The organism is Dactylococcopsis salina PCC 8305, from assembly GCF_000317615.1.
Lineage (GTDB): Bacteria > Cyanobacteriota > Cyanobacteriia > Cyanobacteriales > Rubidibacteraceae > Halothece > Halothece salina.
This window is the reverse complement of sequence record NC_019780.1, coordinates 1,627,246-1,650,322: the sequence shown is the minus strand read 5'-3', so window position 1 is coordinate 1,650,322 and position 23,077 is coordinate 1,627,246. Positions and strand designations below refer to the sequence as shown.

Annotated in this window: 24 protein-coding genes; 7 read left to right on the top strand and 17 right to left on the bottom strand. The window is 42.5% G+C overall.

Annotated elements, in window-relative coordinates; translation table 11 throughout:
- Nucleotides 1-516: 516 nt before the first annotated feature.
- Nucleotides 517-2,139 carry a GldG family protein gene (locus tag DACSA_RS08225; protein ID WP_015229309.1) on the top strand — a complete coding sequence of 541 codons (1,623 nt, stop codon included), beginning with the start codon at nt 517-519 and terminating at the stop codon, nt 2,137-2,139.
- Nucleotide 2,140: 1 nt separating this feature from the next.
- Nucleotides 2,141-2,701, top strand: coding sequence for a DUF4340 domain-containing protein (locus tag DACSA_RS08220; protein WP_015229308.1), 561 nt, complete (start codon nt 2,141-2,143; stop codon nt 2,699-2,701).
- 115 nt (nt 2,702-2,816) lie between these two features.
- Here DACSA_RS08220 and DACSA_RS08215 read toward each other — a convergent pair whose 3' ends face one another.
- Both DACSA_RS08215 and DACSA_RS08210 read right to left on the bottom strand, forming a co-directional pair.
- Entirely contained in the window at nt 2,817-3,041 is a 225-nt protein-coding gene (locus DACSA_RS08215; RefSeq protein ID WP_015229307.1) for a type II toxin-antitoxin system HicA family toxin, read from the bottom strand.
- On the bottom strand, nt 3,038-3,256 hold the full coding sequence (locus DACSA_RS08210) for a type II toxin-antitoxin system HicB family antitoxin (RefSeq protein WP_015229306.1): 219 nt from the start codon (nt 3,254-3,256) through the stop codon (nt 3,038-3,040). Before DACSA_RS08210 ends, DACSA_RS08215 begins: the two co-directional genes overlap by 4 nt.
- Nucleotides 3,257-3,313: 57 nt before the next feature.
- Between DACSA_RS08210 and DACSA_RS21455 the strand changes: the two genes are divergently transcribed.
- The 3 genes from DACSA_RS21455 (at nt 3,314) to DACSA_RS08195 (ending at nt 5,601) form a co-directional block, all read left to right on the top strand.
- A complete protein-coding gene (locus tag DACSA_RS21455; RefSeq protein WP_041235390.1) occupies nt 3,314-3,535 on the top strand; it encodes a hypothetical protein in 222 nt (73 codons plus the stop codon).
- Between the two features lie 154 nt (nt 3,536-3,689).
- Complete coding sequence (locus DACSA_RS08200) at nt 3,690-4,187, top strand: DUF427 domain-containing protein (protein WP_015229304.1); 498 nt, start codon at nt 3,690-3,692, stop codon at nt 4,185-4,187.
- Nucleotides 4,188-4,227: 40 nt separating this feature from the next.
- Nucleotides 4,228-5,601 carry a DUF2079 domain-containing protein gene (locus DACSA_RS08195; protein ID WP_015229303.1) on the top strand — a complete coding sequence of 458 codons (1,374 nt, stop codon included), beginning with the start codon at nt 4,228-4,230 and terminating at the stop codon, nt 5,599-5,601.
- 192 nt (nt 5,602-5,793) lie between these two features.
- Here the strand turns inward: DACSA_RS08195 and DACSA_RS08190 are convergent, their stop codons facing one another.
- From DACSA_RS08190 to DACSA_RS08175, 4 genes are all read right to left on the bottom strand, one after another.
- Entirely contained in the window at nt 5,794-6,939 is a 1,146-nt protein-coding gene (locus tag DACSA_RS08190) for a beta-ketoacyl-ACP synthase (protein ID WP_015229302.1), read from the bottom strand.
- A gap of 138 nt (nt 6,940-7,077) precedes the next feature.
- Nucleotides 7,078-7,533, bottom strand: coding sequence for a DUF29 domain-containing protein (locus DACSA_RS08185; RefSeq protein ID WP_015229301.1), 456 nt, complete (start codon nt 7,531-7,533; stop codon nt 7,078-7,080).
- Between the two features lie 193 nt (nt 7,534-7,726).
- The gene (locus DACSA_RS08180; RefSeq protein WP_015229300.1) at nt 7,727-8,437 is read right to left on the bottom strand and encodes a peptidylprolyl isomerase; all 711 of its coding nucleotides are present in this window, start codon (nt 8,435-8,437) and stop codon (nt 7,727-7,729) included.
- Nucleotides 8,438-8,447: 10 nt separating this feature from the next.
- On the bottom strand, nt 8,448-9,014 hold the full coding sequence (locus tag DACSA_RS08175; protein WP_015229299.1) for a photosystem I assembly protein Ycf4: 567 nt from the start codon (nt 9,012-9,014) through the stop codon (nt 8,448-8,450).
- Nucleotides 9,015-10,402: 1,388 nt separating this feature from the next.
- Here DACSA_RS08175 and psbD point away from each other — a divergent pair.
- Both psbD and psbC read left to right on the top strand, forming a co-directional pair.
- Nucleotides 10,403-11,464, top strand: coding sequence for a photosystem II D2 protein (photosystem q(a) protein) (gene psbD / locus DACSA_RS08170; RefSeq protein ID WP_015229298.1), 1,062 nt, complete (start codon nt 10,403-10,405; stop codon nt 11,462-11,464).
- Nucleotides 11,448-12,830, top strand: coding sequence for a photosystem II reaction center protein CP43 (psbC, locus tag DACSA_RS08165; RefSeq protein WP_015229297.1), 1,383 nt, complete (start codon nt 11,448-11,450; stop codon nt 12,828-12,830). The genes psbD and psbC overlap by 17 nt, the downstream gene beginning before the upstream one ends.
- Nucleotides 12,831-12,961: 131 nt before the next feature.
- Here the strand turns inward: psbC and DACSA_RS08160 are convergent, their stop codons facing one another.
- The 11 genes from DACSA_RS08160 to DACSA_RS08110 all read right to left on the bottom strand — a co-directional run bounded on the left by DACSA_RS08160 (nt 12,962) and on the right by DACSA_RS08110 (nt 22,899).
- Nucleotides 12,962-13,867 carry a hypothetical protein gene (locus tag DACSA_RS08160; protein ID WP_015229296.1) on the bottom strand — a complete coding sequence of 302 codons (906 nt, stop codon included), beginning with the start codon at nt 13,865-13,867 and terminating at the stop codon, nt 12,962-12,964.
- A gap of 101 nt (nt 13,868-13,968) precedes the next feature.
- Nucleotides 13,969-14,586 carry a translation elongation factor Ts gene (gene tsf, locus DACSA_RS08155; protein ID WP_015229295.1) on the bottom strand — a complete coding sequence of 206 codons (618 nt, stop codon included), beginning with the start codon at nt 14,584-14,586 and terminating at the stop codon, nt 13,969-13,971.
- 99 nt (nt 14,587-14,685) lie between these two features.
- Nucleotides 14,686-15,501: a 30S ribosomal protein S2 gene (rpsB, locus tag DACSA_RS08150; protein ID WP_015229294.1), complete on the bottom strand. Its 816-nt coding sequence runs from the start codon at nt 15,499-15,501 to the stop codon at nt 14,686-14,688.
- Nucleotides 15,502-16,056: 555 nt separating this feature from the next.
- Nucleotides 16,057-17,115, bottom strand: coding sequence for a WD40 repeat domain-containing protein (locus DACSA_RS08145; protein WP_015229293.1), 1,059 nt, complete (start codon nt 17,113-17,115; stop codon nt 16,057-16,059).
- Nucleotides 17,112-18,086 carry a CobW family GTP-binding protein gene (locus DACSA_RS08140; protein WP_015229292.1) on the bottom strand — a complete coding sequence of 325 codons (975 nt, stop codon included), beginning with the start codon at nt 18,084-18,086 and terminating at the stop codon, nt 17,112-17,114. The genes DACSA_RS08145 and DACSA_RS08140 overlap by 4 nt, the downstream gene beginning before the upstream one ends.
- A gap of 15 nt (nt 18,087-18,101) precedes the next feature.
- The gene (locus tag DACSA_RS08135) at nt 18,102-18,347 is read right to left on the bottom strand and encodes a hypothetical protein (RefSeq protein ID WP_015229291.1); all 246 of its coding nucleotides are present in this window, start codon (nt 18,345-18,347) and stop codon (nt 18,102-18,104) included.
- A gap of 38 nt (nt 18,348-18,385) precedes the next feature.
- Nucleotides 18,386-19,021 carry a HupE/UreJ family protein gene (locus DACSA_RS08130; protein WP_232225245.1) on the bottom strand — a complete coding sequence of 212 codons (636 nt, stop codon included), beginning with the start codon at nt 19,019-19,021 and terminating at the stop codon, nt 18,386-18,388.
- A gap of 44 nt (nt 19,022-19,065) precedes the next feature.
- A complete protein-coding gene (gene cynS / locus DACSA_RS08125; RefSeq protein ID WP_015229289.1) occupies nt 19,066-19,509 on the bottom strand; it encodes a cyanase in 444 nt (147 codons plus the stop codon).
- Between the two features lie 34 nt (nt 19,510-19,543).
- Nucleotides 19,544-20,428: an ABC transporter ATP-binding protein gene (locus DACSA_RS08120; RefSeq protein ID WP_015229288.1), complete on the bottom strand. Its 885-nt coding sequence runs from the start codon at nt 20,426-20,428 to the stop codon at nt 19,544-19,546.
- Nucleotides 20,425-21,270 (bottom strand): nitrate ABC transporter permease, encoded by an 846-nt coding sequence (ntrB, locus tag DACSA_RS08115; RefSeq protein WP_015229287.1) that lies wholly within the window; start codon nt 21,268-21,270, stop codon nt 20,425-20,427. The genes DACSA_RS08120 and ntrB overlap by 4 nt, the downstream gene beginning before the upstream one ends.
- Nucleotides 21,271-21,273: 3 nt before the next feature.
- The gene (locus tag DACSA_RS08110) at nt 21,274-22,899 is read right to left on the bottom strand and encodes an ABC transporter substrate-binding protein (protein ID WP_015229286.1); all 1,626 of its coding nucleotides are present in this window, start codon (nt 22,897-22,899) and stop codon (nt 21,274-21,276) included.
- Between the last annotated feature and the right edge of the window lie 178 nt (nt 22,900-23,077).

Sequence of the window (23,077 nt, the reverse complement as noted above, 5' to 3'; positions counted from 1 at the left end):
GTTAGCCCCCTTACCCCCAAGTTAGGGGGAAATTCTGTTAGCCCCCTTACCCCCAAGTTTGGGGGAAATTCTGTTAGCCCCCTTACCCCCAAGTTTGGGGAAATTCTGTTAGCCCCCTTACCCCCAAGTTTGGGGAAATTCTGTTAGCCCCCTTACCCCCAAGTTTGGGGAAATTCTGTTAGCCCCCTTACCCCCAAGTTTGGGGGAAATTCTGTTAGCCCCCTTACCCCCAAGTTTGGGGGAATTCTGTTAGCCCCCCTACCCCCAAGTTTGGGGAAATTCTGTTAGCCCCCTTACCCCCAAGTTTGGGGGAAATTCTGTTAGCCCCCTTACCCCCAAGTTTGGGGGAATTCTGTTAGCCCCCTTACCCCCAAGTTTGGGGGAATTATGTTGTACCATTTTGGAGACTTGGCGCTACTCTACGATCCCCCCCTTTCAAAGCCGGAACGAAGTGAGGAGGTTAGGGGGGATTATTCCTAGCAATCATATTTAGGATTTCATATTATTATTCTGTTTATGGGTAAATATTTGTCTCTGTTTGGTTTTGCGATTGTAATTGTTGGTATTGTCGCGGGTTATGTCGCTAATGAATGGATACCAATTCCTCTCGGAATTATTGTCGGAGGAGGTGTTATTTTTATCGGCGGATTGTTGTTTGCTACCAGAGGATTTTGGCAACAACGTTCTACAGGAATGGGGATAAATGCTTTAGTCGCAACGATCGCGCTAATTACTATTATTGGTTTATTAAACTTTCTCGGTGTTCGTTATGGAAAAACCATTGATTTAACCGAAAATAATCTTTATACCTTAGCCCCACAATCAAAACAATTAGTAGAAAATTTAGAGAAACCGTTAACGGTTTGGGTATTTCAATCTCCTCCCTCTTCCGAAAACGAAAGACTCTTAAAAAACTATCAGAAGTATAGTGAAAATTTTAAGTTTAAGTTTGTTGATCCACAAACAAATATCGGAAAAGTGCAAGAATTTGGCGTAGAATCTTATGGAGAAGTTTATTTAGAATATGGGACTAAAAATCAATTTGTTCAACAAGCGAATGAAGTTGAACCGATTTCAGAGGTAAGATTAACCAGTGCGATTAAAAATATACAGCGCGATCGCGTTTCTTTTGTGTATTTTTTACAAGGACATGGTGAACCCTCTTTAGAAGAAACACAGGGAGGTTTTTCCCAAGCAGTAGCCAGTTTACAACAGCAAGGTTATCAAGTCCAACCGTTTAATTTTGCCGAGGAAAATAGTCTTCCGAGACTCGCCGATACTGTGTTGGTTATTGCTTCTCCTCAACAAGAATTATTCCCTGGAGAAATAGAAGCAATTGAAAATTATTTAGCAGAAGGAGGGAGTCTTTTATTACTTCTTGATCCCGAAAGTAATCCTGGTTTAGAATCGGTTTTAGACACTTGGGGAATTAATTTAGATAATCGAGTAATTGTCGATGCGTCTGGACAAGGACAAGTCTTAGGATTTAACATTGCAACAGCATTAGTCACTCGTTATGGCGATCATCCAATTACTAATCCTTTTAGTAATGGAATTACTGTTTATCCTCTCGCTCGTCCTGTAGATGTGGTGGAAAAAGAGGGAGTAGAAGCCACACCTTTAGCCTATACGAACGAAGCAAGTTGGGCAGAAAGTGACACCACAACAGAACAAGTTCAGTATAACCCAGAACGCGATCGAGCCGGACCTTTAGTTTTAGGTTTTGCTTTAAATCAAGTGGAAATTTCTACAAAAAGTACACAGAAAAATAATCCTAACGAAACGGATTCGACTTCTGAAGAGACAACTCCAGAAGAAAAGAGTGGAGAAGAAAACGAAACCAAACCAGAAACTTCTCCCCAACCTAATGTTGATTCTAGAGTCGTTATTTTTGGTGACTCTGATTTTGCAAGGAACGGTTTATTTATTCAACAACTCAATGGTGATATGTTTTTAAACTCGATCGACTGGTTAGCTAATGTAGAAGAAACTTCCCTCGCGTTGCGTCCAAAAGAAGAAACCAATCGACGCATTAATTTAACCCCAGAACAAGCCGCAATTTTAAGCCGAACTGCCATTGGAATTGTCCCCTTATTTGGCTTAATTTTAGCAATTATTAGCTGGTTGAGACGACGTTAAAATGAAAAAAACAACTCTATTTTTAGTTTTAATTGCGTTGGGATTAGGCGGATATGTTTATTGGTATGAAATTAAACCTCAATCTCAAGAAGAAACCGTAACCGACTCCCAACAAGGCTTATTTTCTTTTGAAGAAGATCAAGTACAAAAGATTACGATCGAGCGAGAAGGAAAAGAAACCTTAAAATTCATTCGCTTAGAAACTGCGGCTAGTTCTTGGCGTATGAAACAGCCAGAGGGAACACCTGTAGCTGATAGCTCGATCGTGTTTCTGTTAAACTTACTAATTAGAGACGATAGTAATAAAACCTTTACTGTACAAACGAATCAGTTAGAACAATATGGCTTAAAAAATCCTTCTGCTTCCATCTCGATCGAATTAAAAGATCAGACAAAACACAAAATTATTTTAGGGAATCCCACCTTTGATGAACAAGGAATTTATGGACAAATTAATCCCGAAGAGGAAGAAGAAACAAAAGTGTATATTCTTCCCATTGATTTTAAATCTGTCGTAGAACGTCCGTTATCAGAATGGAAATTAACTGCAGCCAAAACGTAGGTTGGGTAAAATTACCGAAACCCAACATCTTTTTTTCTGGTTAATTATAGAAATGAGCTTCGATCGCGATCGTTAAGTAAAGAGAAAGCGATCGAAATTACTCTTCTGTATCTTCTCACCGCCACTCCAACATCTCTTCCACTGTCAAACCGATATCATTCCCAATCTGTCGCAGTAGTCTTGGTGAAATGTCGCGTCCTTTGTGAAATGGGACTGTTGTTCTTCGTCCATCTTCATGACGAAACTGTTTGTGCGAACCTTTTTGACGTACTTCTACAAATCCTATATTTTCTAAAATTCTCACCACTTCTTGTGGTTTGAGGCTAGGAATATTACTCATGAGTGTGTCTGAACCACAATCTGTTGTGTCCCGACAAATGCTGTCTCAAACGCGACAGATTCATCTTCTAAAAGCATCTCAATCACTTCACACAGGTTTTCTTGTAACTCTTCTAAAGTCTCTCCCTGAGAATGTGCGCCAGAAAACCCAGGGACATAACCAACATAAAGGTTGGTATCAAAATCTCTTTCAATAATAGCGGTAAATGTTCTCATAATCGTTAAAGGTGATTAAATTGCTAGATCGGTTGAAACAGTCAAAACGTAGGTTGGGTGAAGTTTACGAAACCCAACAGTCAAAACGTAGGTTGGGTAAAATTTACGAAATCCAACAGTCAAAACGTAGGTTGGGTGAAGTTTACGAAACCCAACAGCCAAAACGTAGGTTGGGTGAAGTTTACGAAACCCAACAGTCAAAACGTAGGTTGGGTGAAGTTTACGAAACCCAACATCAATCAGTTACCAGTTCAACAGTTACCGCTAGTTCTAAATTAAACCTAACATAGTAACAGTAAATGCTTGATCACTTATTAATTTACTGGTCACTGGTTACTGGGAGACGTTCCATGGAACGTCTCTACATTGGTCACTGGTCACTGTATAAAATCTAACTTTAGAATAAGGACAAATAATTAGAGAGACAGCAATCATGTTTAACCGTCAAAGAATCGAACCCAAACCTGGACAAGAATCTGTGTGGGATTATCCTCGTCCTCCTCGTCTCGAAACTTCTACAAAACACATTCAAGTTGTTTTTAATGGTGAGATAATTGCTGATACGAAAAAACCATTAAGAATGTTAGAAACCAGTCATCCACCAGTGTATTATATCCCCGCAGAAGACGTAAAACAGGAGTATTTAACCCAAACCAACCATCAAACCTTTTGTGAATGGAAAGGAAAAGCGCGTTACTTTACTCTAAAAGTAGGAGATAAAGAAGCAATAAATGCAGTTTGGGATTATCCTAACCCTAGTTCTCGCTATCCAGATATTACCAATCATTTCGCCTTTTATCCAGCAAAAATGGATGGCTGTTATGTCGATGGTGAAAAAACACAATCTCAGGAGGGTGATTTTTACGGCGGTTGGATCACCAGTGATATTGTTGGTCCCTTTAAAGGGGCGCCTGGAACCTGGGGTTGGTGAAGCAGTGACCAGTGAGGAACGAATAACGAATAACAAAAAAATGAAGCATTTTCGATTAAGTTTTTTGATTATAGGTAGCGCATTGGCGCTATTTTTTTTTAGTAGTCTGCGCCATTTTTTAATTCGATCTTCAGGGTGGGATTTAGCGATATTTGACCAAGCCGTTTACTTAATCAGCGAGGGGAAAACGCCAATTTCTTCAATTTTAGGGTTTCATATTTTAGGCGATCATGCAGCACCTATTTTCTATCCCATCGCTTTACTTTATAAAATTTATGCCGATGTTCATTGGTTATTTCTTCTGCAATCGATCGCGCTGAGTATCGGTGCAATTCCAGTTTATCACCTATCTTTAAAATCTGGATTAAACAATAAATTAGCGAAAACACTAGCAATTCTTTACTTATTATATCCGCTTATTTTTAATATCAACCTCTTTGACTTTCATCCTGATGTCATTGCTTTACCAGCGATTCTATTTGCTATCTTAGCCGCCTATCAAGCAAAGATGATTTGGTTTACAGTTGCCATTTTAATTATCTTAGCTTGTAAAGCCGTCTTTTCTCTAACGGTAACAGCAATGGGAATCTGGTTACTTCTCTTTAAAAAAAAGCGAGCTTATGGCATAATTGCCATTACTTTCGGTTCAGCTTGGTTTATACTTAGCACCCAAATTATTATTCCTACCTTTCGAGGATATGAACATAGCGCAGTCAGTCGTTATGGATATCTAGGAGATTCAATTTTAGAAATTGCTAAAAATCTTTTTTTGAAACCAAACTTAGTTTTCAGTCATTTATTTACCCTTGCTAATTTAGAGTATCTTGTATTATTATTTTCACCAGTAGTTTGGGGATTATCGTTCCGTTATCTTTCTCCTTTAGTTGCAGCTTCTCCCGCTTTATTATTAAATTTACTCACTGATTATCCCTTACAAAAAGACTTACTTCATCAATACTCGTTACCGATTTTGCCTTTTTTATTTCTCGCAGTTATAGAAAGTTTAGCCGCAGGAAAAGGATGGCTTAAGCAACCGCGTTGGATGATAGTGTGGGGAATGATTGCTTTTATCGCGTTAGCAAAATTCGGCTTTTTTTGGACAAAGTATTTAACCGAAATTGATACTTGGAAAGCAACGAGAGAGGCGATTAATATTGTAGAAACTAAAGGAAATGTTTTAACAAATAACCAAATCGCACCGCAGTTAAGTCAGCGAGAGGTGATTCAATTAGTCGGAGAGAAACCAGCAGAAATTAACCTTGATCAGTTTGATTATATTTTGTTAAATTTACGTTATCCTGGTCTAATTAGTTCTCAAGCAACTGTAGAAATTTTAAACGATCGAATTGCTAAAAGTAACGACTTTGAACTAATGTTCGATCGAACCGATGTTAAACTTTGGACACAAAATTAGTATGGATTTCACCACTGTAAATCCTCTAGTGTAATACAATCATCAGCAGCTTCTTTAGATACAATTTCGATCGATTCTACCATTCCTGGAATTTGATTCAGATAAAGCGTTTCTTGAATTGCTTCCCAGTCTTCCTTGTTGTCTCGTTAATCGCTAACTGATGAGTGTTGGGTTTCGTAAACTTCACCCAACCTACATTTTGTGATCAAGTCTTCCTACAATCATGGCGCTATTTTGTCCGCCGAAACCAAAACTTAATACTAAAGCATAATTGATCTGATGGCTGGTTGCTTTTCTAACCAGATTTAAATTAAATGCAGATTGTTTTAATCCCACACAAGGTGGTAAAATTTGCTCTCGCAGGGACATCAACGCAAAAGCAACCCCGATCGCGCTTGAAGCCCCTAAAGTATGTCCAGTTACGCCTTTAGTAGAACTCACCGCCACTGAGAACGGAAACAAAGATTGAATTAACTGTGCTTCTCGTTCATCATTAAGTTTGGTACTCGTGCTATGAGCATGGATATAATTAACATCAGCAGCACACAGACGACTCTTTTTTAAACACTGTTTAACCGCAAGACGACCGCAACGAAAATTCGGATCAGGGGCGCTAACATGATAGGCATCGCAAGTTAAGCCATACCCCAAGATTTCCCCATAAATAAAGGCGTTTCTAGCAGTTGCCGCCTTTAGAGACTCTAAAACGAAAATCGCCCCCCCTTCCCCTAAAACTAATCCTTCTCGTTGCTGATCAAACGGATAACAACCTGTTTTCGCCATAGCCCCCATTTTCTCAAAACCAGCTAGAGTTAGAGGCGTAATCGGCGTTTCCACTGCGCCAGCGATGACTTGTTCACATTGTCTGCCTTGAATTAAATCATATCCTTGCGCGATCGAGCAAATTCCTGTACTACAAGCTGCCATCGGTGATAAAACAATTCCGCGACTACCGACAATTTTCGCTGCCGTAACTGCCGCTTGATTTGGTAGAATATCTAACCAGTTAACAGATTGATCTTTCTGTTGCGCCCATTGTTCAATCTGTCCCTGACAGCCTCGACTTGAACCGACAACAACGCCACAATTCGCTAAGGGAGGGAGTAAGCTGGCATCTGCGATCGCATCGTTAACAATTTCTGTGGTGAGGGTTGCCAAAGAGGAGGGTTTTTCTCCAATCAAAGATAAAGGGACAGGAGGAAAAGAAAAAAACGGTTGCTGTAACGAGATATTAGATTTTTCTTGGAGTAAATTTTGCCAACTCTGAGTTAAATTTCCTCCTCCCGTCAAACAACTGATTCCAGTAATGACAACGGTTTGTTTTTGGTCATGGGTCATATGAAATCCTAAACATGATTTCTACGAATAATCCCCCCTAACCCCCCTTTGGAAGGGGGGAATCAGGTAATCGGTTTGTAGCCTTTGGAAGGGGGGAATCAGGTAATCGGTTTGTAGCAGGCTTTTTTGTATTTCATATCATTTATCATTTGAGATGTCTAATAATTTCTCTAAAGAATAGGGGCAATTTTCAGGAAGTTGATTCGCTGATAAACCTGTTTTTTGTAAGACAATTTTTAAAGCAGTCTGGTAAATAGATTCTAACTCTTGATTTAACTTATTCTTTAAAGTAGTCGTTAAATGATCATTTAAATCAGCCTGAAAAGCAGTAACTTCTCCTTGCCAATGACGATAATTTCTCTCATACTCTTCTGTCCAGAATTGCAAGAATAACAAGTGAATAATAATCTGTCTTAAAAGACTTCTAGCTTTGTTTAAGTCTCTTCTCGCCAAACTTTCTAATTCCTCAATTAAATTTTCTATATCTAATCCTTGCCAATTCTGATTTTTTAGGAGATTAATTGTTTCTTGTAACCAAAGATAATTATCCACCTCATAGAGTGTTTTTAGTTGATTTGTAATATCATTCGCCATAAATTAAATAGTGCTTCTTGAAAAAGTTCATAGATCGCTGAAGATCGTTATTTGTTATTTGTTATTTGTTATTCGTTGTTTGGGATTTGCGAAAAAGGTATTGTGGAATAGACCGTAGGGTTTGCCTTGCCCACCCTACTACTACTACAAGACTAGGTTTGCCTTGCCCACCCTACAAGACTAGAGGAAATCGTTAACTTTTCACAAGATTGTCACCACCAGAAACGACTCTCACGGATTCAATTTTATCTCCCACTTGGATGGTATCGACGACATCCATCCCACTGGTGACATAGCCAAATACAGCATAATCACCATCGAGAAAGGGAACATCTGCTAAAGCAATAAAGAATTGAGAGGATGCGGAGTTCGGCATCTGCGATCGAGCCATTGACAATGCGCCCCGATCGTGCTTCAGTTCTGGATTTTTCTGTAAACCTGCCTGTTCTAAAGTTTTACCATAAACTGGTTCTTCAGCACCTGCGGGGACAATTTCGAGAGGAATCGATCGACGCTGACCATTTTCAGGATTCACAAAGCCTCCCGTTCCATTTCCTTTGGGATCGCCCCCTTGAACCACAAACGGCTGTGGTTCTTTCACCACGCGATGAAAATTCAAACCATCATAAAACTTTCGTTGTACCAAATCAACAAAGTTTCCTGCGGTCACGGGTGCTAAGTCACCATTCACCTCAATCATAATTGGTGATCCTTTAACCATTAGCTCGATCGTCGCCTTGCCATTCAGTTGAGGTAAATTATCAGTCATTACAGTATTATTGTCCTGTGAATTTTGCGAATTACTTTCTGGAGTTGGACTACAGCCACTAAGGAAAACAGCGAAAACAAGTATCACTGAAAACAGTGGGTTAAGCCACCGCGAAAAAGATTGATTTCTAAACATAAGTCCTGCTTTAAATTCCTTCTAGGGGAACACCTAAAAAACGAGCTAATTCTGCACCTCGGTTTTCCAACTCACTCAGGGGGAGGGGTTCACCAACACGAGTCAGAGGAATGTTTCTGCGTCCTTTCACTCGTAAATAAAGCGCTCGCGTGGGGTTTAAGCCCTCTTTAATTTCTGCTTTTACCGCCTCCACATCACTGAGCTTGTTGACCAATTCAATGCGGCGATTTTTGCCAGGATAACCCCAACGAAAAATTTTAACCTGATTCGTGTTTTTATCAAACTGGTTATAACCGCCGCCCACATCCCAAAGGACGACTAACCAAAGATAAGTAGAAACGAGAGAACCGGCTACCCCGTAAAAGGTTAAAGCGATTCCTTGTGGAATAAATTGTAAGTCAGTGGGATCACTGACAATGAGTAAATTCACTTGGAAGTAGCTAGATAGACCAGCCAGCAAAAAACCAACGCCGCCAATCATTGCGATCACCGCCCAAAAGTAGTTACTAGGACGACGGGCGCCAATTATGGTTTGTGTTAAAACTTGGCTATCTTGAACCGTTGTGGATGCACTCATAAAGGATTGTTATAAAATGATCATGTTCGTGCGACACGATGTCGCATTTCTAGAGTGAGTCCCTCAGAAAGACTCTAGCCTAGTGTACAAGGCTATTCCCGCTCCCAACTGCGTTGCTGGTAACGGCAGGGTGGAAAAGCAGGGAGTTAAATGTAACCATATCCTAATTATGACTCGCCAGAAAGGGAATAGGTGCTAGGGAAAGTTCAATATGGTGAACTAACGTGAAGTGTTCGACGAGCCGTCGTTACCATTGTCCCTGTAAGCTAAGGTCATGTGCCGAGCGAGTATTGAAACAGGGTTGATTAGCCACGAAAGCGAGAGCAAGTATGTGGGTTGTCAAGGGCAACGGTCAGGAGTCTTCCCGAGCATTGGAGTCTCTAGTACACCATAGCACCCTCGGCGGATAGAACACCACCTAAGTTGAGCGCATCTCTCAAATGTGGAACGTGGTAAGCCCATTGGGGTCTGGCTCACCAGTAGGCTGACCGTAAGGAAGGCACAATCCCTCAGTGGGTATGGGACAGTCCAAAAAGCGAATGCCGTCTGCTGATTCCGTGCAGTTCCTTGTCTGATAACCTGATTTCGGATAACCGATAGTTGGACTTGGTTCAAGCAGGAACACGAAAGCAAGAAGAAAGCCCTTCGGGGTATAACTCGACGGATAGGGGTTCAAAATTTGCCCCACCTGAAAGGGGAGCTAACTTGGACACGGGTGAATCAGTTACTTAGTACCAAAAAGTGACGTTGCCTTAAGACCGCAGGAAAAGTTAGATGCAGCAATGCAAACGTAACTGCGGGAGGAGTTGAGCCTATCCATTTGGAGGTTTGACCCCAGGTGACTAAGAGACGTAAGGGAAGGTCTGGTTTGCTTGAGCCGAGTGCGGTGAAAGTCGCACGCTCGGTTCTTAGGGGGGAAAGAAGCCGAAAGTCTTTTCTGGTAAAGTCCTCTTATGCGTACAGAGTGGAAATCTGAACCGATAACTGTCTCGGTGAAAGGCTAACACAATAAGTCGAACGGATGGACACTCCAAGGCGGTTTGAGATGTGACAGGCTAGATATAAGGCTTCGACCTACCCGACCATTCTAGAACCTCTTTGCGATCGAACCAATCACAGCAATTTTTGAAAGTAATTCTGCTAATCCACTCGAAAAATGAGGAAAATTTGTGCTATTGTTAAAAAAGGTTAAGTTAACTACTCTCCCTTTATCACCAAGTAAGTCCCAACAATGGCGACTTCTAGGGTAGTGTCATCATTATTAACTTTTTCCATCTCAGCAGGAACTTTCTTAACACTTTAAGTGAGATTAAGTTATCCTAAAGAGATAAAAGCACGTAAAACTTAGCATTCTTGCAGCAAATTATTAAGCAAGAGGATTTGAAATCATGACAATTGCAGTAGGACGCGCTCAACAACAAAGAGGAGTCTTCGACCTGGTCGATGACTGGCTCAAGCGCGACAGATTCGTCTTTATTGGCTGGTCTGGTTTATTGCTGTTCCCTTGCGCCTACATGGCGATCGGGGGATGGCTCACTGGAACCACCTTTGTTACCTCCTGGTACACTCACGGTTTAGCAAGCTCTTACTTAGAAGGCTGTAACTTCCTGACCGTAGCGGTTTCCACTCCAGCAGATGCTTTCGGACACTCCTTATTATTCTTATGGGGACCCGAAGCCAACTGGGACTTTGTTCGCTGGTGTCAAACTGGCGGACTGTGGAGCTTTGTCGCCCTTCACGGCGCTTTCGCACTGATTGGCTTCATGCTTCGTCAGTTTGAAATTGCTCGTTTAGTCGGAATTCGCCCTTATAACGCGATCGCATTTTCCGGTCCGATCGCCGTATTCGTCAGCGTCTTCTTACTTTATCCTTTAGGACAGTCTAGCTGGTTCTTCGCGCCCAGTTTCGGAGTTGCAGGTATCTTCCGTTTCATCCTATTTTTCCAAGGCTTCCACAACTGGACGCTTAACCCCTTCCACATGATGGGAGTTGCTGGAATTTTAGGCGGTGCGTTACTCTGTGCAATTCACGGCGCGACCGTAGAAAACACCCTGTTTGATGAAGGTGGCGACAGCAACAACACCTTCCGTGCCTTCGAGCCAACTCAAGCCGAAGAAACCTATTCCATGGTGACAGCAAACCGTTTCTGGAGTCAGATTTTCGGAATTGCGTTCTCCAACAAACGTTGGTTACACTTCTTCATGCTGTTTGTCCCAGTAACAGGACTGTGGATGTCTTCAGTGGGAGTCGTCGGTTTAGGCTTAAACCTGCGTGCGTATGACTTTGTGTCTCAAGAAATTCGCGCAGCAGAAGACCCTGAATTTGAAACCTTCTACACTAAAAACATCTTATTAAACGAAGGTCTCCGTGCATGGATGGCACCGGATGACCAACCCCATCAGAAATTTGAATTCCCAGAGGAGGTACTGCCACGTGGTAACGCTCTCTAATACTTATGTCGGTTCCGGTCGTGATCAACAATCTAGTGGTTACGCCTGGTGGTCTGGTAACGCTCGTTTAATCAATCTTTCTGGTAAATTACTTGGCGCTCACGTCGCCCACGCTGGTTTGATTGTGTTCTGGGCAGGTGCAATGACTCTTTTTGAAGTCGGTCACTTTGTCCCCGAAAAGCCCATGTATGAGCAGGGCTTAATCCTTCTCCCTCACCTCGGAACTCTTGGCTTTGGTGTCGGTCCAGGTGGAGAAGTGATTGATACTTTCCCTTATTTCGTTGTTGGCGTATTGCACTTGATTTCCTCCGCCGTTCTCGGTTTAGGTGGAATTTATCACGCCGTACGTGGTCCAGAAACCTTAGAAGAATACTCCGCTTTCTTCGGTTATGACTGGAAAGATAAGAACAAAATGACCAGCATTATTGGTTTCCACCTGATCATCTTAGGGATCGGTGCGTTACTGCTGGTGTTCAAAGCAATGTTCTTCGGCGGCGTTTATGATACTTGGGCGCCAGGTGGTGGTGATGTTCGTGTCATTAATAACCCCACCCTTAACCCCGCTGCGATTTTTGGCTACCTTCTAAGCTCTCCCTTCGGTGGAGAAGGTTGGATCATTGGTGTTGACAATATGGAAGACATCATTGGTGGTCACATCTGGGTTGGCTTAATTTGCATCGCGGGTGGTGTTTGGCACATTCTCACCAAGCCTTTTGGTTGGGTGCGTCGTGCGTTCATCTGGTCTGGTGAAGCATATCTCTCCTACAGCCTTGGTGCGCTCTCTTTAATGGGCTTCGTCGCTGCTTCCATGGTATGGTTCAATAATACTGCTTATCCCAGTGAGTTTTATGGTCCGACCAACGCAGAAGCATCACAAGCGCAAGCCTTCTTATTCTTAGCTCGTGACCAACGTTTAGGGGCAAATATTGCCACTTCTCAAGGTCCCACTGGTTTAGGTAAATACTTAATGCGCTCTCCCACTGGTGAGATTATTCTCGGTGGTGAAACCATGCGTTTCTGGGACTTCCGAGGACCTTGGTTAGAGCCGTTACGTGGACCGAATGGTTTGGATGTGGACAAAATCAGAAATGATATTCAGCCTTGGCAATTACGCCGCGCTGCTGAGTACATGACTCACGCTCCTAACGGTTCGATTAACTCTGTGGGTGGTATTATTACTGAACCCAACTCCTTCAACTACGTTAACCTCCGTCAATGGTTAGCTGGTTCTCACTTCATCTTAGGATTCTTCTTCTTAATTGGTCACTTATGGCACGCGGGTCGCGCTCGTGCTGCTGCTGCTGGTTTTGAAAAAGGTATCGCTCGTGAAACTGAGCCAGTATTATCCATGCCTGATTTAGACTAGGTTCGGAGCTTTTCCTGAACTGTTTCTAGATAATATGAAACCCCTCTCACGGGAGGGGTTTTTTGATGGGCTTGTAGGGTTTGCCTTGCCCACCCTACTTGACTACTTGACTTTTCCAAAATGGTATAACGTTAATCTTCGTGCCAGCTACTACGCCAGGCAAGTTCTGCTTGCGCGATCGAGCGTTCTTTGTGAAGTTTCAGATACTGCTGATTAAACTGTTGTAACTGCTGTTCTAAATTTCTTAATTCTCTCCGTTTTGTATTTAAACTGGGAGCGGCAAATTCCAACTCTGCAACCCGCAAACGAAGAATCGTCAATTGCATTACTTCCTCTTCTTCCGATTCATCTCTTTCTTGTCGTTTATTTCGTTCCATTTCTAACATCAAATGTAGAACTCCAGGAGCGCGGTTACTCATTGAACCTGCGCCCTCAGACTGAATCGCTGCATCAATCATTTCTTTCGGTAAATCTTGGGGTAAAACATTCATATCTTGCAAAATTTCATTGGCTTGACTGGAGACATTTTCTAAAATCATCACGGTTGCTTCTTCTCTAAGACTTGACCAAGCCATTACTTTTTCAGGATTACCTTCTTCAGTGATGGGATGAGTTTCTTTTTCCTGTTCTTGTAAGATTTTTTTTAAGGCTTCGGTATTAATTTCTGTGTTTAATGATGGCTCAGAGTTATTATTACTTTCCCATGCTTCCGATAAGATATTCTCTGATTCTTCCTCGTTAAACTGCACTTGATTTAAGATTTCTCCCCCTAAATTTAGGTTGTCTTTTGCTTCTTTTCCTAAATCTCGTATTTTTTTTTGTAACTGTTGTTGTTGAGAAAGAGATAAATTTAGAAAGGCTTGGGGATATTCTTGGGTGCAAATTTGATAAACGGAAAAGATTAATTGCTTTTGAAGCGTATCTCCTAAAATCTCCATATATTCCTGACCCACTGTTTCTAATTGTAGCGCGATCGAGTTCACTTGACTCTCTAAACTTTCTAAATCTTTTTCAATATGTTGTAAATCTCTAACCATATTTTTATTTATTAATAACTATAGAAAAAAGGCAAAAGCCAGCACTCACACTTACTTTTGCCTTAATTAATCAACACAAACAATAATCGGTAGAGAAGTATTTATTCTTCTTCTTCCATCCCTTCTCCTAAGACAAAACGAGCAAACCGTCTGACTTGAATATTCTCACCTAAAACCGAAATTCCCTGTTTAATGTATTCATCAACGGTGATACTTTGGTCTTTGATAAAGGGCTGATCTAACAAAGATAACTCTTTCAAACGCTTATCAATACGTCCTTCAACAATTTTATCTTTAATATTGTCGGGTTTTCCTTGTAAATCTTCCCGCCCTTTTTCAATTTCCTTTTCTCTTTCCACAATCTCTTTCGGAACATCGGCAGTAGAAACATATTCTACATTGCCATAAGCCGCCACTTGCATCGCAATGTCACGCACAAGGGTTTGAAACTCCTCACGACGAGCCACAAAGTCGGTTTCGCAGTTAACCTCTACTAAAACCCCAATGCGTCCGCCAGTGTGGATATAACTGTCAATAATCCCTTCTGTGGCGGCGCGTCCTTGTTTTTTCTCGGCAGAAGTAATGCCTTTCTGACGCAACCATTCTATGGCTTTTGTCACATCACCATCACTTTCCCCAAGCGCTTTTTTACAGTCCATCATGCCAGCGCCAGTTTTTTCGCGCAGCTCTTTAACCAGTTTTGCTGATATTTCCGCCATCTAACCTTTTCCTTATTCTACAAACGGATATCTTTGAGCAGTGTAACACCGTTATTGCATCAAAAAGAGAGAGCCTTTTCTGGTGGGATTGAGAGGAGATTATTCTTCTCCACTTTCCCCAACTGTTGCCATTTCTGAATCGGTAGGAGTTTCTTCTTCTTCTTCGTATTCTGGGTACTCTCCAATCCCTTCTTCTAGTTCATCATACTCGGCTTCAGTTTCTTGATCCAATTGTCCATGACGACCTTCATAGATTGCATCAGCTAGTTTACCAACAATTAGTTTCACCGATCGAATCGCATCATCATTGGCTGGAATGGGAATATCCGCTAACCCTGGATCACAGTTCGTATCCAACATGGAAACAATCGGAATGCCTAATTTCTCACATTCCATAATTGCGTTATGTTCCCGACGCTGGTCAACGATGACCACAATATCAGGAAGACGACGCATCATTTTGATGCCACCGAGGTATTTTTGCAGTTTTTCTAATTCTCGTCCCAATACCGCCGCTTCTTTTTTCGGACGGCGTGCCATTGCACCGCTTTCTTTGAGACGTTCTAATTCTTTCAGACGTTCCACACGGGTTTTAATGGTTTCCCAGTTGGTTAACATTCCCCCTAACCAGCGTTGGTTAACGTAAAACGCACCGCAACGACTGGCTTCTTGGGCGATGATGCCGGCGGCTTGTCGTTTTGTTCCCACAAACAAGACTTTTTGCCCATTTGCGGAGGCATCTTGGAGATAGCTGTATGCCTCCTCCATCAACTGTGCGGTTTGCACTAAGTCGATAATATGCACGCCATTCCGTGCGGTGTAAATGTAGGGACGCATGGCGGGATGCCAGCGACGGGTTTGGTGTCCAAAGTGAACGCCAGACTCTAATAATTCTCTGAGGCTAATGACTGCCATTGTTTAGTTCTCCTTTTCGGGTTTATCCTCCACCTAGAGGGAATTTTCTCTGGGAAAACACCCGAAGCTCTAGATGTGCGATTTTTGTACAGGTAATTTGGCTTTACTAAGATAGCATTTTTTAACTAGGGTTTGCTGTTGGGAAACTGAAAGTTTTACCAAATAAGGATTTGAGGTGATATAGTCCCAACGTGCAAGTTGAGTAGTAATCCATTGGGCAAAACTTCTTCAAGGGTAGGGATCAAAAAAGATTCGATCGGGTTCATCGCGGAAGTTTCCCAAGCCATCCTCAAATTGTCCTGTCAAAACCGCTTCTAGAGTCTTCACCGGCTGATTTAAGTATCGTCTTGGCACGATCGCGCTAGCAATTTCTTTCCGATTTTCAGCCTTGTTGGCGTAATTAGGGTTTGCTGAAAAAGGCGCGATCGCAATTGGTTAAAGTGACTAAAGTGGGAGGGCTGGCTTGTCAGAGATCATCGTGACTCAGTTTCAACCCAATGATTGCTTCTATTTTGAGCTTTTTGAGCACGTTTTGCAAACCCAAAATGCTCCCCATCATCCAAACCCTTTTTTAATATTGGCTTCACTTATACATTCCCAGATTAAAACTTCCCCATGACTGGTGCCAGCTGCCAAATAATTTCCCTGATTGTGCCATTGCAAACTGGAAAAGCCGCCTATTTTGGTTTTCAGGGTTTTAAGGGGTTTTTCATCGTTCCAAAGGATAATTCGACCATCATCTCCTGCTGAGGCTAAAAAAGGTTTTGAGGGATGAAAACTTAAATCTCTCACAAAGCCTTGATGAGTTTCTAAGACGGTATTTTGCCATTGATCCCCATTTTTGTCTTGTCGCCAGAGAATAATTCCTTCCATACAAGCGGCAGCCATTTGAGGAGAATGAGTTGGCGAAGAATTAGACCAAGCAAGTTTTCGGACTTTACCTGGGAATCCTTGCATTAACCAAGGCGGTGGATTTTCCCATGCCAAGATGCTTAAGGTACGATCTAAATTCCCAGAGGCTAAATAATTTCCTTCTTTTGACCAAGCAACAGTTAAACTTGCCCCTGGCACCTCTAATTCATAGGGGGATTGGTTAAGGTGTTGCAACTGCCAAACTTTAATTCCGCCACTGCCACTAACGGCTAAGTAATCTTGGTGGGGATGCCATGACAAGTCAAAGATAGAAGAGTTTTCAAACGGAACAGTGGCAATAATAACTTTTTGTTCTAAATCCAGAATATAAACTTCTCGCCCCACTGCATAAGCCAGTATGGGTTTTTGAGGATGCCACTGGAGAGTATCCAGCCAAGAGAGAGGATATTTTTTCTCCCAAACTAAGACTGGGGGGTCGGTTTGCAAATTCCAAACTTGTAAGGTTCCGGCTTGTCCGGCAGTAGCAAGAAACTCCCCTTGAACAGAAAACTCTACACAGCTAAGTGCCCTTTCTCCCCCTTGATGAAGGGCAATCGAATTCCCCTCCAGAGAAGAGAGACAGAGTTCTCCGGCAGCGGAACAACTGGCGAGGAGGTGGGTTTGTGGCGACCACGCGATCGCGCTGATATAGTCAGAAAGTTGCTCCCGCTTTTTGGGGATCAAACGGATTTTAGAGTTCACGCTAAACAGGTTTGAAATTCTTTTCTTAACTGCTCAGGATCAAGATTGCGACCAATAAATACCAGTTCATTTTTTCGAGATTCTTCTGGTTTCCAAGCTCGATCAGGTTGCCCTTCAAAAATCATATGAACGCCTTGAAAAACAAAGCGATTCTTTTCCCCAGCAACATTGAGAATGCCTTTCATCCGAAAAATATTAGGACCTTGAGTTTGTAACAGATTTCCGAGCCACTGGTTAAGTTTTTCTAAATTAATTTCCCGTGAGTCAGTAATGGTAAAAGAGAAAATCGAATCATCGTGTTCGTGATCTTCTTCATTGAGAAATTCTGGATCCACATCTAAAGCCTTTTCTAACTTAAAGGCTTCTACTCCCAAAATTTGATCCATCGGGATATTCGCATATTGGGTATTATACATTTTGACGATGGTATTCATACCACGGATACGTTTCTCAAGAGTCGCTAACTCTTCAGGAGAAACTAAATCGGTTTTATTGAGTAAAATAACGTCAGCAAAAGCTACCTGTTCTTGTACTTCTTCACTTTCCCAGTGTTGCCAAATGTGTTTCGCATCAACAACAGTAACAATTGCATCAAGATTCATTTGGGCTTGTAATTCTTCATCGAGAAAAAAGGTTTGAATCACAGGAGCAGGATCAGCTAATCCCGTGGTTTCAATAACTAAGTGGTCAAATTTGTCCCGTCTTTGCATGAGATTGCCGATAATCCGAATTAAATCCCCACGAACGGTACAACAAATACAACCGTTATTCATTTCAAAAATTTCTTCATCGGTATCAATAACCAGTTGATTGTCAATTCCTACTTCCCCAAATTCATTGACAATAACAGCCACTTTTTTGCCATGTTCATGAGTCAAAATACGGTTGAGAAGTGTGGTTTTACCTGACCCAAGGTAACCGGTCAAAATCGTAACGGGAACGGTTTTTGTTGCTGTAGAAACTGCGGTCATAATTCTTATGTTAACTTAATTCTTTAATTGAGAGATATCATGATATTGAATTTCTTCAACTGCCTTATGAATTTTATAGGTTTCAGTAGAAGTTTTCATAATGGAGATGACGGTTTCAATGGGGGGACATCCCGGTTCGGTACAAGTTAATTGGCTGATTGATATCGGGATGTCACTGGGAAGATGGAAAGTTTCGCCAATCCAAGTTTTAATGGTTTGAATTTTCTGGGGATCTGCTTTTTGACGAGAAAACAAGTTCATACCTATCTTCCCCCAAAAAGGGGGAATAATTGAGTTGACTAAAGGGCTTGAGAAAAGAAAACAACACCGATCGCGCTAACCATTAATCCTGAATAAAGCCGAGATAAGCGCCAAGATTGAAACAACTGTTTTCCTAACCCATAGCTAGCAAGGGCAATCCCTCCTTGAATGACGGTAAACCCAACCAAATAGGAAACTAGGGGAGTCATTTCCGCACCAATAATGGCTTCTCCGTAGGCGTAGCCATGAAAAATTCCCGCGATCGCGCTTAAGCCAGCCACGATTGCCGTATTTTCAAATGCTGGAAACGCGTTGCGATAACGCATGACTAACATCACGCCAAACAGCATGACAGAACTGGCAATGGCAAGTTCTAACGAGGGCATCTCAATTGCCCTCAGGTGAACACTGGTGCCAAATAGGGCAGTGGCTAAAAACGCGATCGGGACAATAATGCCCCATTGCAAGCCAATGGCAACCAGCCCAGTAGCAATGACAAACGCTAAATGATCTAAATCGACAACGGGGTGTCCTAAGCCTGATAAGAAGCCTTGAATCAAGTTATCGGGAGTTTCTCCGCCTTGGGGGTGATGCGCCCAAGCCGCCGGAGCAAACAAAAAGGGAATAGCCAGTGCCAAGCTGAGGAAAAGGATGCGCTTTTGCGGTTTAGTCATTTGAGTTAATTGCATAAAGTTAAGACCAACTAGAGATTACAGATTTACCATTTTTTGTAGGGTAAGAATTTGCCGCACATGGTAATTTGAACGCGATCGCCTTTGGGATCTTCGACGCGATCAACTTCAATGGAAAAATCAATAGCACTCATAATCCCATCGCCAAATTTTTCATGAATCACATCTTTGACAGGCATCCCATAAACCTGCATAATTTCATAGAAGCGATAAACTAGCGGATCGGTGGGAACTTGCGGCTCTAAACCTCCCTTCATCGGGGGAACTGTTAACGGTTCTGCCATACTTTCGGGCAATCCCAACGCAGAAACAATTTTTTTCGCCTCTTCCATATCCGCACTAGCTTGGCGATAGATCACTGAGGCAATCCACACTTCATCGCGACCAACTTGCTTTTCTAAATCCTCAAAGGTGATCCCTTTTTCTTTCTTCGCAGCTAATAGTTTTTCGGTAATTTCAGCGACCGGCATTTTTAAAACTCCTCCAATTTCAAGTAATAGTGGTTTACAAACGAGATTTTTCTACAGCACGGGTTTCGCGATAGAGATGTTGTTCCATCTCCAGTTTGAGATTGTTGTATTCAGGATGCGTTTCCACTTCTTCCCGTTTGCGGGGACGAGGAAAGGGAACCTCTAAAATTTCATCCACCTGCGCCCCTGGCCCACGAGTCATCATAATGATCTCATCTGAGAGCAGTAGTGCTTCCTCAATACTGTGAGTTACCATAATCACGGTTTTGCGTTGTTGATCCCAAATCCGTTCAATTTCCTCTTGGAGAAAACCACGGGTCAGGGCATCTAACGCGCCAAAGGGTTCATCCATTAACAACACTTGCGGGTTAATGGCTAAAGCCCGAGCAATGCCTACCCGTTGTTGCATTCCCCCTGATAACTCATGAGGATGCTTTTTTTCGGCTCCGGTTAACCCCACAAGCTCGATATTTTCTTTCACCGCGCGCTTTTGCTGAACCTTGGGCATGGTTGGAGCCACTGTTTCTAGGGCAAAGGCAATATTTCCTTCGACACTCATCCAAGGCATGAGGGCGTAGTTTTGAAAAACCAGGCCGCGATCGGGCCCGGGTCCTTCAAGGGAATAGCCATTCATTAACAGCGTTCCACTGCTAGGGGAAGCCAACCCAGCAATGATATTTAAGAGCGTCGATTTCCCGCAGCCCGAAGGGCCAATAATAGACACAAATTTATTGTGTTTAATATCTAGACTAATTTCATCTAGCGCCATAAAGTCTGGGGAAGTGCGACGCAATAATTTACTCATCCAATCTTTTTTCCCCGGAAAGACTTTGGTAATCCCTTGGAGAGAAAGTTGAATCTCGTCTCCTACCTCCGCTACTGCAGAGACAGAATTGTCGTTATAAGAAAGACTACTCATGATGATTGTTTTCCAAATGAAACAAATGTCTGCAAAATGCCAAAAAGTTGGTCAAGAATAATGCCAACAATGCCAATGACAATAATGGCGGTGATAATACTGGTAATGCTGAGGTTATTCCATTCATTCCAAACGAAGTAACCTAAACCGGTGCCGCCGACTAACATTTCCGCAGCCACAATCACCAGCCAAGAAATGCCCATACTAATGCGTAACCCGGAGACAATATTGGGGGCAGCAGCCGGAAGAATCACCTTAAACAGGGTACGCCGTGGAGACGCGCCAAGGGTTTTTGCCACATCCAAATAATCTTCACTGACATTGCTAATGCCAAATTTAGTATTAATTAAGGTCGGCCAAATACTACTAACTGCAATTACAAAAACAGCGGTTAACTCCGAATTTTGGAGAATGCCCAATCCTAACGGTAACCAAGCTAAAGGAGAGACAGGCTTAAAAAGCTGCACATAGGGATCAATTGCTTTCGAGGCGACTTCCGATAATCCCACAGCAATCCCCACAGGAATCGCAATGAGGGAACCTAGGATAAAGCCAAGACTCACTCGACGCAAACTGAATAATAGCTGCCAGCCGATGCCCTTATCGTTGGGGCCGAAGTCGTAAAATGGATCACTAATCCAGCCCCACAAATCAACCATGGTTTGGCTAGCAGGAGGCATTAGCTTGGCAAAAAGTCCTAGGCGAGTGCCAAGTTCCCACAGCAGGAGAAAGACGGCTAAAGAAGCTAAAAACGCCAGTAAGGCTTGCAAATTTTTATTTTGGAGCCAACTGGGATTCGGTAAAGACTGAGGAGGATTAGAAAGAACTTGCTGTTTGCTCATGATTTAAACCCCATATTCATCAATCTGCCGTTTGACGTAATTGGAAGCCTCATCTGGATTAAATTCGTCAAACATTAAGTTTTCAGTACGGAAAATCTCCTCGGGTGCATCTTGTCCCACTTCTTGGGCTAGTTCTCGGGCGAGATCAGTTAAGAAAATGTCGTCAGCAATTTCCCCATAATTTGCTTTTTCTTCAGGGAGGAAATCCCAACGCACTAATTGGCTGCTGATCCAGTGGGAAAAACTCTTCCAAGGATAGGGATCAAAATCAATACGATCCGGAACATCCCGTTGATTTCCTCTTCCATCGTCAAATTGACCGGTTAACACAGCTTCTACAACCTCCACTGGTTGATTGAGGTATCGCCGTGCCGAAATCGCTTCTGCAATTTCACGACGGTTTTCGGGGTTGCTGGCATATCCTGCCCCATCGATAATGGCTTTATTTAAGGCTCGGAACGTGTTGGGATTGCTATCAATCCATTCATCGCTCGCAGCAAAGGCACAGCAAGGATGACCAGGCCACAAGTCTTTGGTTAGCATATGGATGAATCCGGCTCCTTCGGCAACTGCCCGTTGATTGAAGGGATCAGGCATTAAATACGCATCGATATCTTCCACCGCTAAACGGGCAACACTATCCGGAGGAGGAACCACCTGAATTTGGACATCTTTATCGGGATCAATGCCCCCTGTTGCTAGGTAATAGCGCAACAGAAGATTGTGCATGGAAAATTCAAAGGGAACGCCAATACTAAAGCCTCGGAAATCTTCCGGTCCATTAATTTGTCCTTGGTACTTGGAAGCAACGGTAATTGCTTGACCATTAATGTTTTCGATACTGGCTAATTTTACGGGAAAAGAGGATGAGCCTAGTCCCAACGTCATCGCGATCGGCATAGGAGCTAACATATGATAAGCATCTAGCTCACCAGCGATCGCTGAGTCTCTTACCGCTGCCCAACTGGGCATTTTTACGACTTCAGCACTAAACCCATATCGCTCATAAAAGCCTAGGGGTTTGGACATAATAATGGGGGTGGCGCAAGTAATGGGAATAAAACCAATTTTTAAATTTGTTTTTTCTAAATTGCTGACATCAACGGATTCTTCAGTTTCTTGGTCGGAAGTGGCTTGCTGATTCCCATTACGTCCACAATTTGACAAGGTGACTAGCGCAGCGCCAATGGCAACATTACGCAGAAATTGTCGTCGTGTGCTGGCACTAATTTTTGCTGCGTCACCGAAAAATTCGGCTGATTTGGGACCAAAAGCAGCCGCAAAGGCTTGATCGAATCCTCCCGCAGCTTTACTGAGTTCGTTGCAGAGTTTTTCCCGTTTGGGATTCCCTTTTCCCGCCGCTTTTAAGAATAGGGCTTTACGGAGTTCGGCGCGATTGAGAGTATCGGCTAAATTGAGGGATTCACTTTTATAAATGCCCATGTTAACCAAGTCATCAATCAAATCGACAGGATCTTGGGGCATTGTTTGAAGAAATTGCCAATGATCTTGGGTCATGTGAAAACCGCCACAGATCAAACACATCATCTCTAAGTCACCCAGATGTCCCCTCTGGGTCGATAAATTATTCCATTTTTGAGACTGAGACCGGTTGGAGGCAATTGCCATAAGCTACTTGACCTAATATTATGCTTTTATGGCATTGAAGCAAATGTTAAGAGAAGTAATCTGTATTTAATGTTACCGTTTGCTTGCAATTGCCAAAAACAGTTGATTGCAAGCTCCAGATTTTTCTAGAGTTGGGTTAAGGGGAATTGATTAGGAAAATCAAGTTCATAAGCAAAAA

Bases quoted from the DNA above. Each gene is read 5' to 3' on its own strand.
- DACSA_RS08225 (WP_015229309.1), top strand. From the start codon at position 517: ATGGGTAAATATTTGTCTCTGTTTGGTTTTGCGATTGTAATTGTTGGT.
- DACSA_RS08220 (WP_015229308.1), top strand. From the start codon at position 2,141: ATGAAAAAAACAACTCTATTTTTAGTTTTAATTGCGTTGGGATTAGGC.
- DACSA_RS08215 (WP_015229307.1), bottom strand. From the start codon at position 3,041: ATGAGTAATATTCCTAGCCTCAAACCACAAGAAGTGGTGAGAATTTTA.
- DACSA_RS08210 (WP_015229306.1), bottom strand. From the start codon at position 3,256: ATGAGAACATTTACCGCTATTATTGAAAGAGATTTTGATACCAACCTT.
- DACSA_RS08200 (WP_015229304.1), top strand. From the start codon at position 3,690: ATGTTTAACCGTCAAAGAATCGAACCCAAACCTGGACAAGAATCTGTG.
- DACSA_RS08195 (WP_015229303.1), top strand. From the start codon at position 4,228: ATGAAGCATTTTCGATTAAGTTTTTTGATTATAGGTAGCGCATTGGCG.
- DACSA_RS08190 (WP_015229302.1), bottom strand. From the start codon at position 6,939: ATGACCCATGACCAAAAACAAACCGTTGTCATTACTGGAATCAGTTGT.
- DACSA_RS08185 (WP_015229301.1), bottom strand. From the start codon at position 7,533: ATGGCGAATGATATTACAAATCAACTAAAAACACTCTATGAGGTGGAT.
- DACSA_RS08180 (WP_015229300.1), bottom strand. From the start codon at position 8,437: ATGTTTAGAAATCAATCTTTTTCGCGGTGGCTTAACCCACTGTTTTCA.
- DACSA_RS08175 (WP_015229299.1), bottom strand. From the start codon at position 9,014: ATGAGTGCATCCACAACGGTTCAAGATAGCCAAGTTTTAACACAAACC.
- psbD (WP_015229298.1), top strand. From the start codon at position 10,403: ATGACAATTGCAGTAGGACGCGCTCAACAACAAAGAGGAGTCTTCGAC.
- DACSA_RS08160 (WP_015229296.1), bottom strand. From the start codon at position 13,867: ATGGTTAGAGATTTACAACATATTGAAAAAGATTTAGAAAGTTTAGAG.
- tsf (WP_015229295.1), bottom strand. From the start codon at position 14,586: ATGGCGGAAATATCAGCAAAACTGGTTAAAGAGCTGCGCGAAAAAACT.
- rpsB (WP_015229294.1), bottom strand. From the start codon at position 15,501: ATGGCAGTCATTAGCCTCAGAGAATTATTAGAGTCTGGCGTTCACTTT.
- DACSA_RS08140 (WP_015229292.1), bottom strand. From the start codon at position 18,086: ATGACCGCAGTTTCTACAGCAACAAAAACCGTTCCCGTTACGATTTTG.
- DACSA_RS08135 (WP_015229291.1), bottom strand. From the start codon at position 18,347: ATGAACTTGTTTTCTCGTCAAAAAGCAGATCCCCAGAAAATTCAAACC.
- DACSA_RS08130 (WP_232225245.1), bottom strand. From the start codon at position 19,021: ATGACTAAACCGCAAAAGCGCATCCTTTTCCTCAGCTTGGCACTGGCT.
- cynS (WP_015229289.1), bottom strand. From the start codon at position 19,509: ATGCCGGTCGCTGAAATTACCGAAAAACTATTAGCTGCGAAGAAAGAA.
- DACSA_RS08120 (WP_015229288.1), bottom strand. From the start codon at position 20,428: ATGAGTAGTCTTTCTTATAACGACAATTCTGTCTCTGCAGTAGCGGAG.
- ntrB (WP_015229287.1), bottom strand. From the start codon at position 21,270: ATGAGCAAACAGCAAGTTCTTTCTAATCCTCCTCAGTCTTTACCGAAT.
- DACSA_RS08110 (WP_015229286.1), bottom strand. From the start codon at position 22,899: ATGGCAATTGCCTCCAACCGGTCTCAGTCTCAAAAATGGAATAATTTA.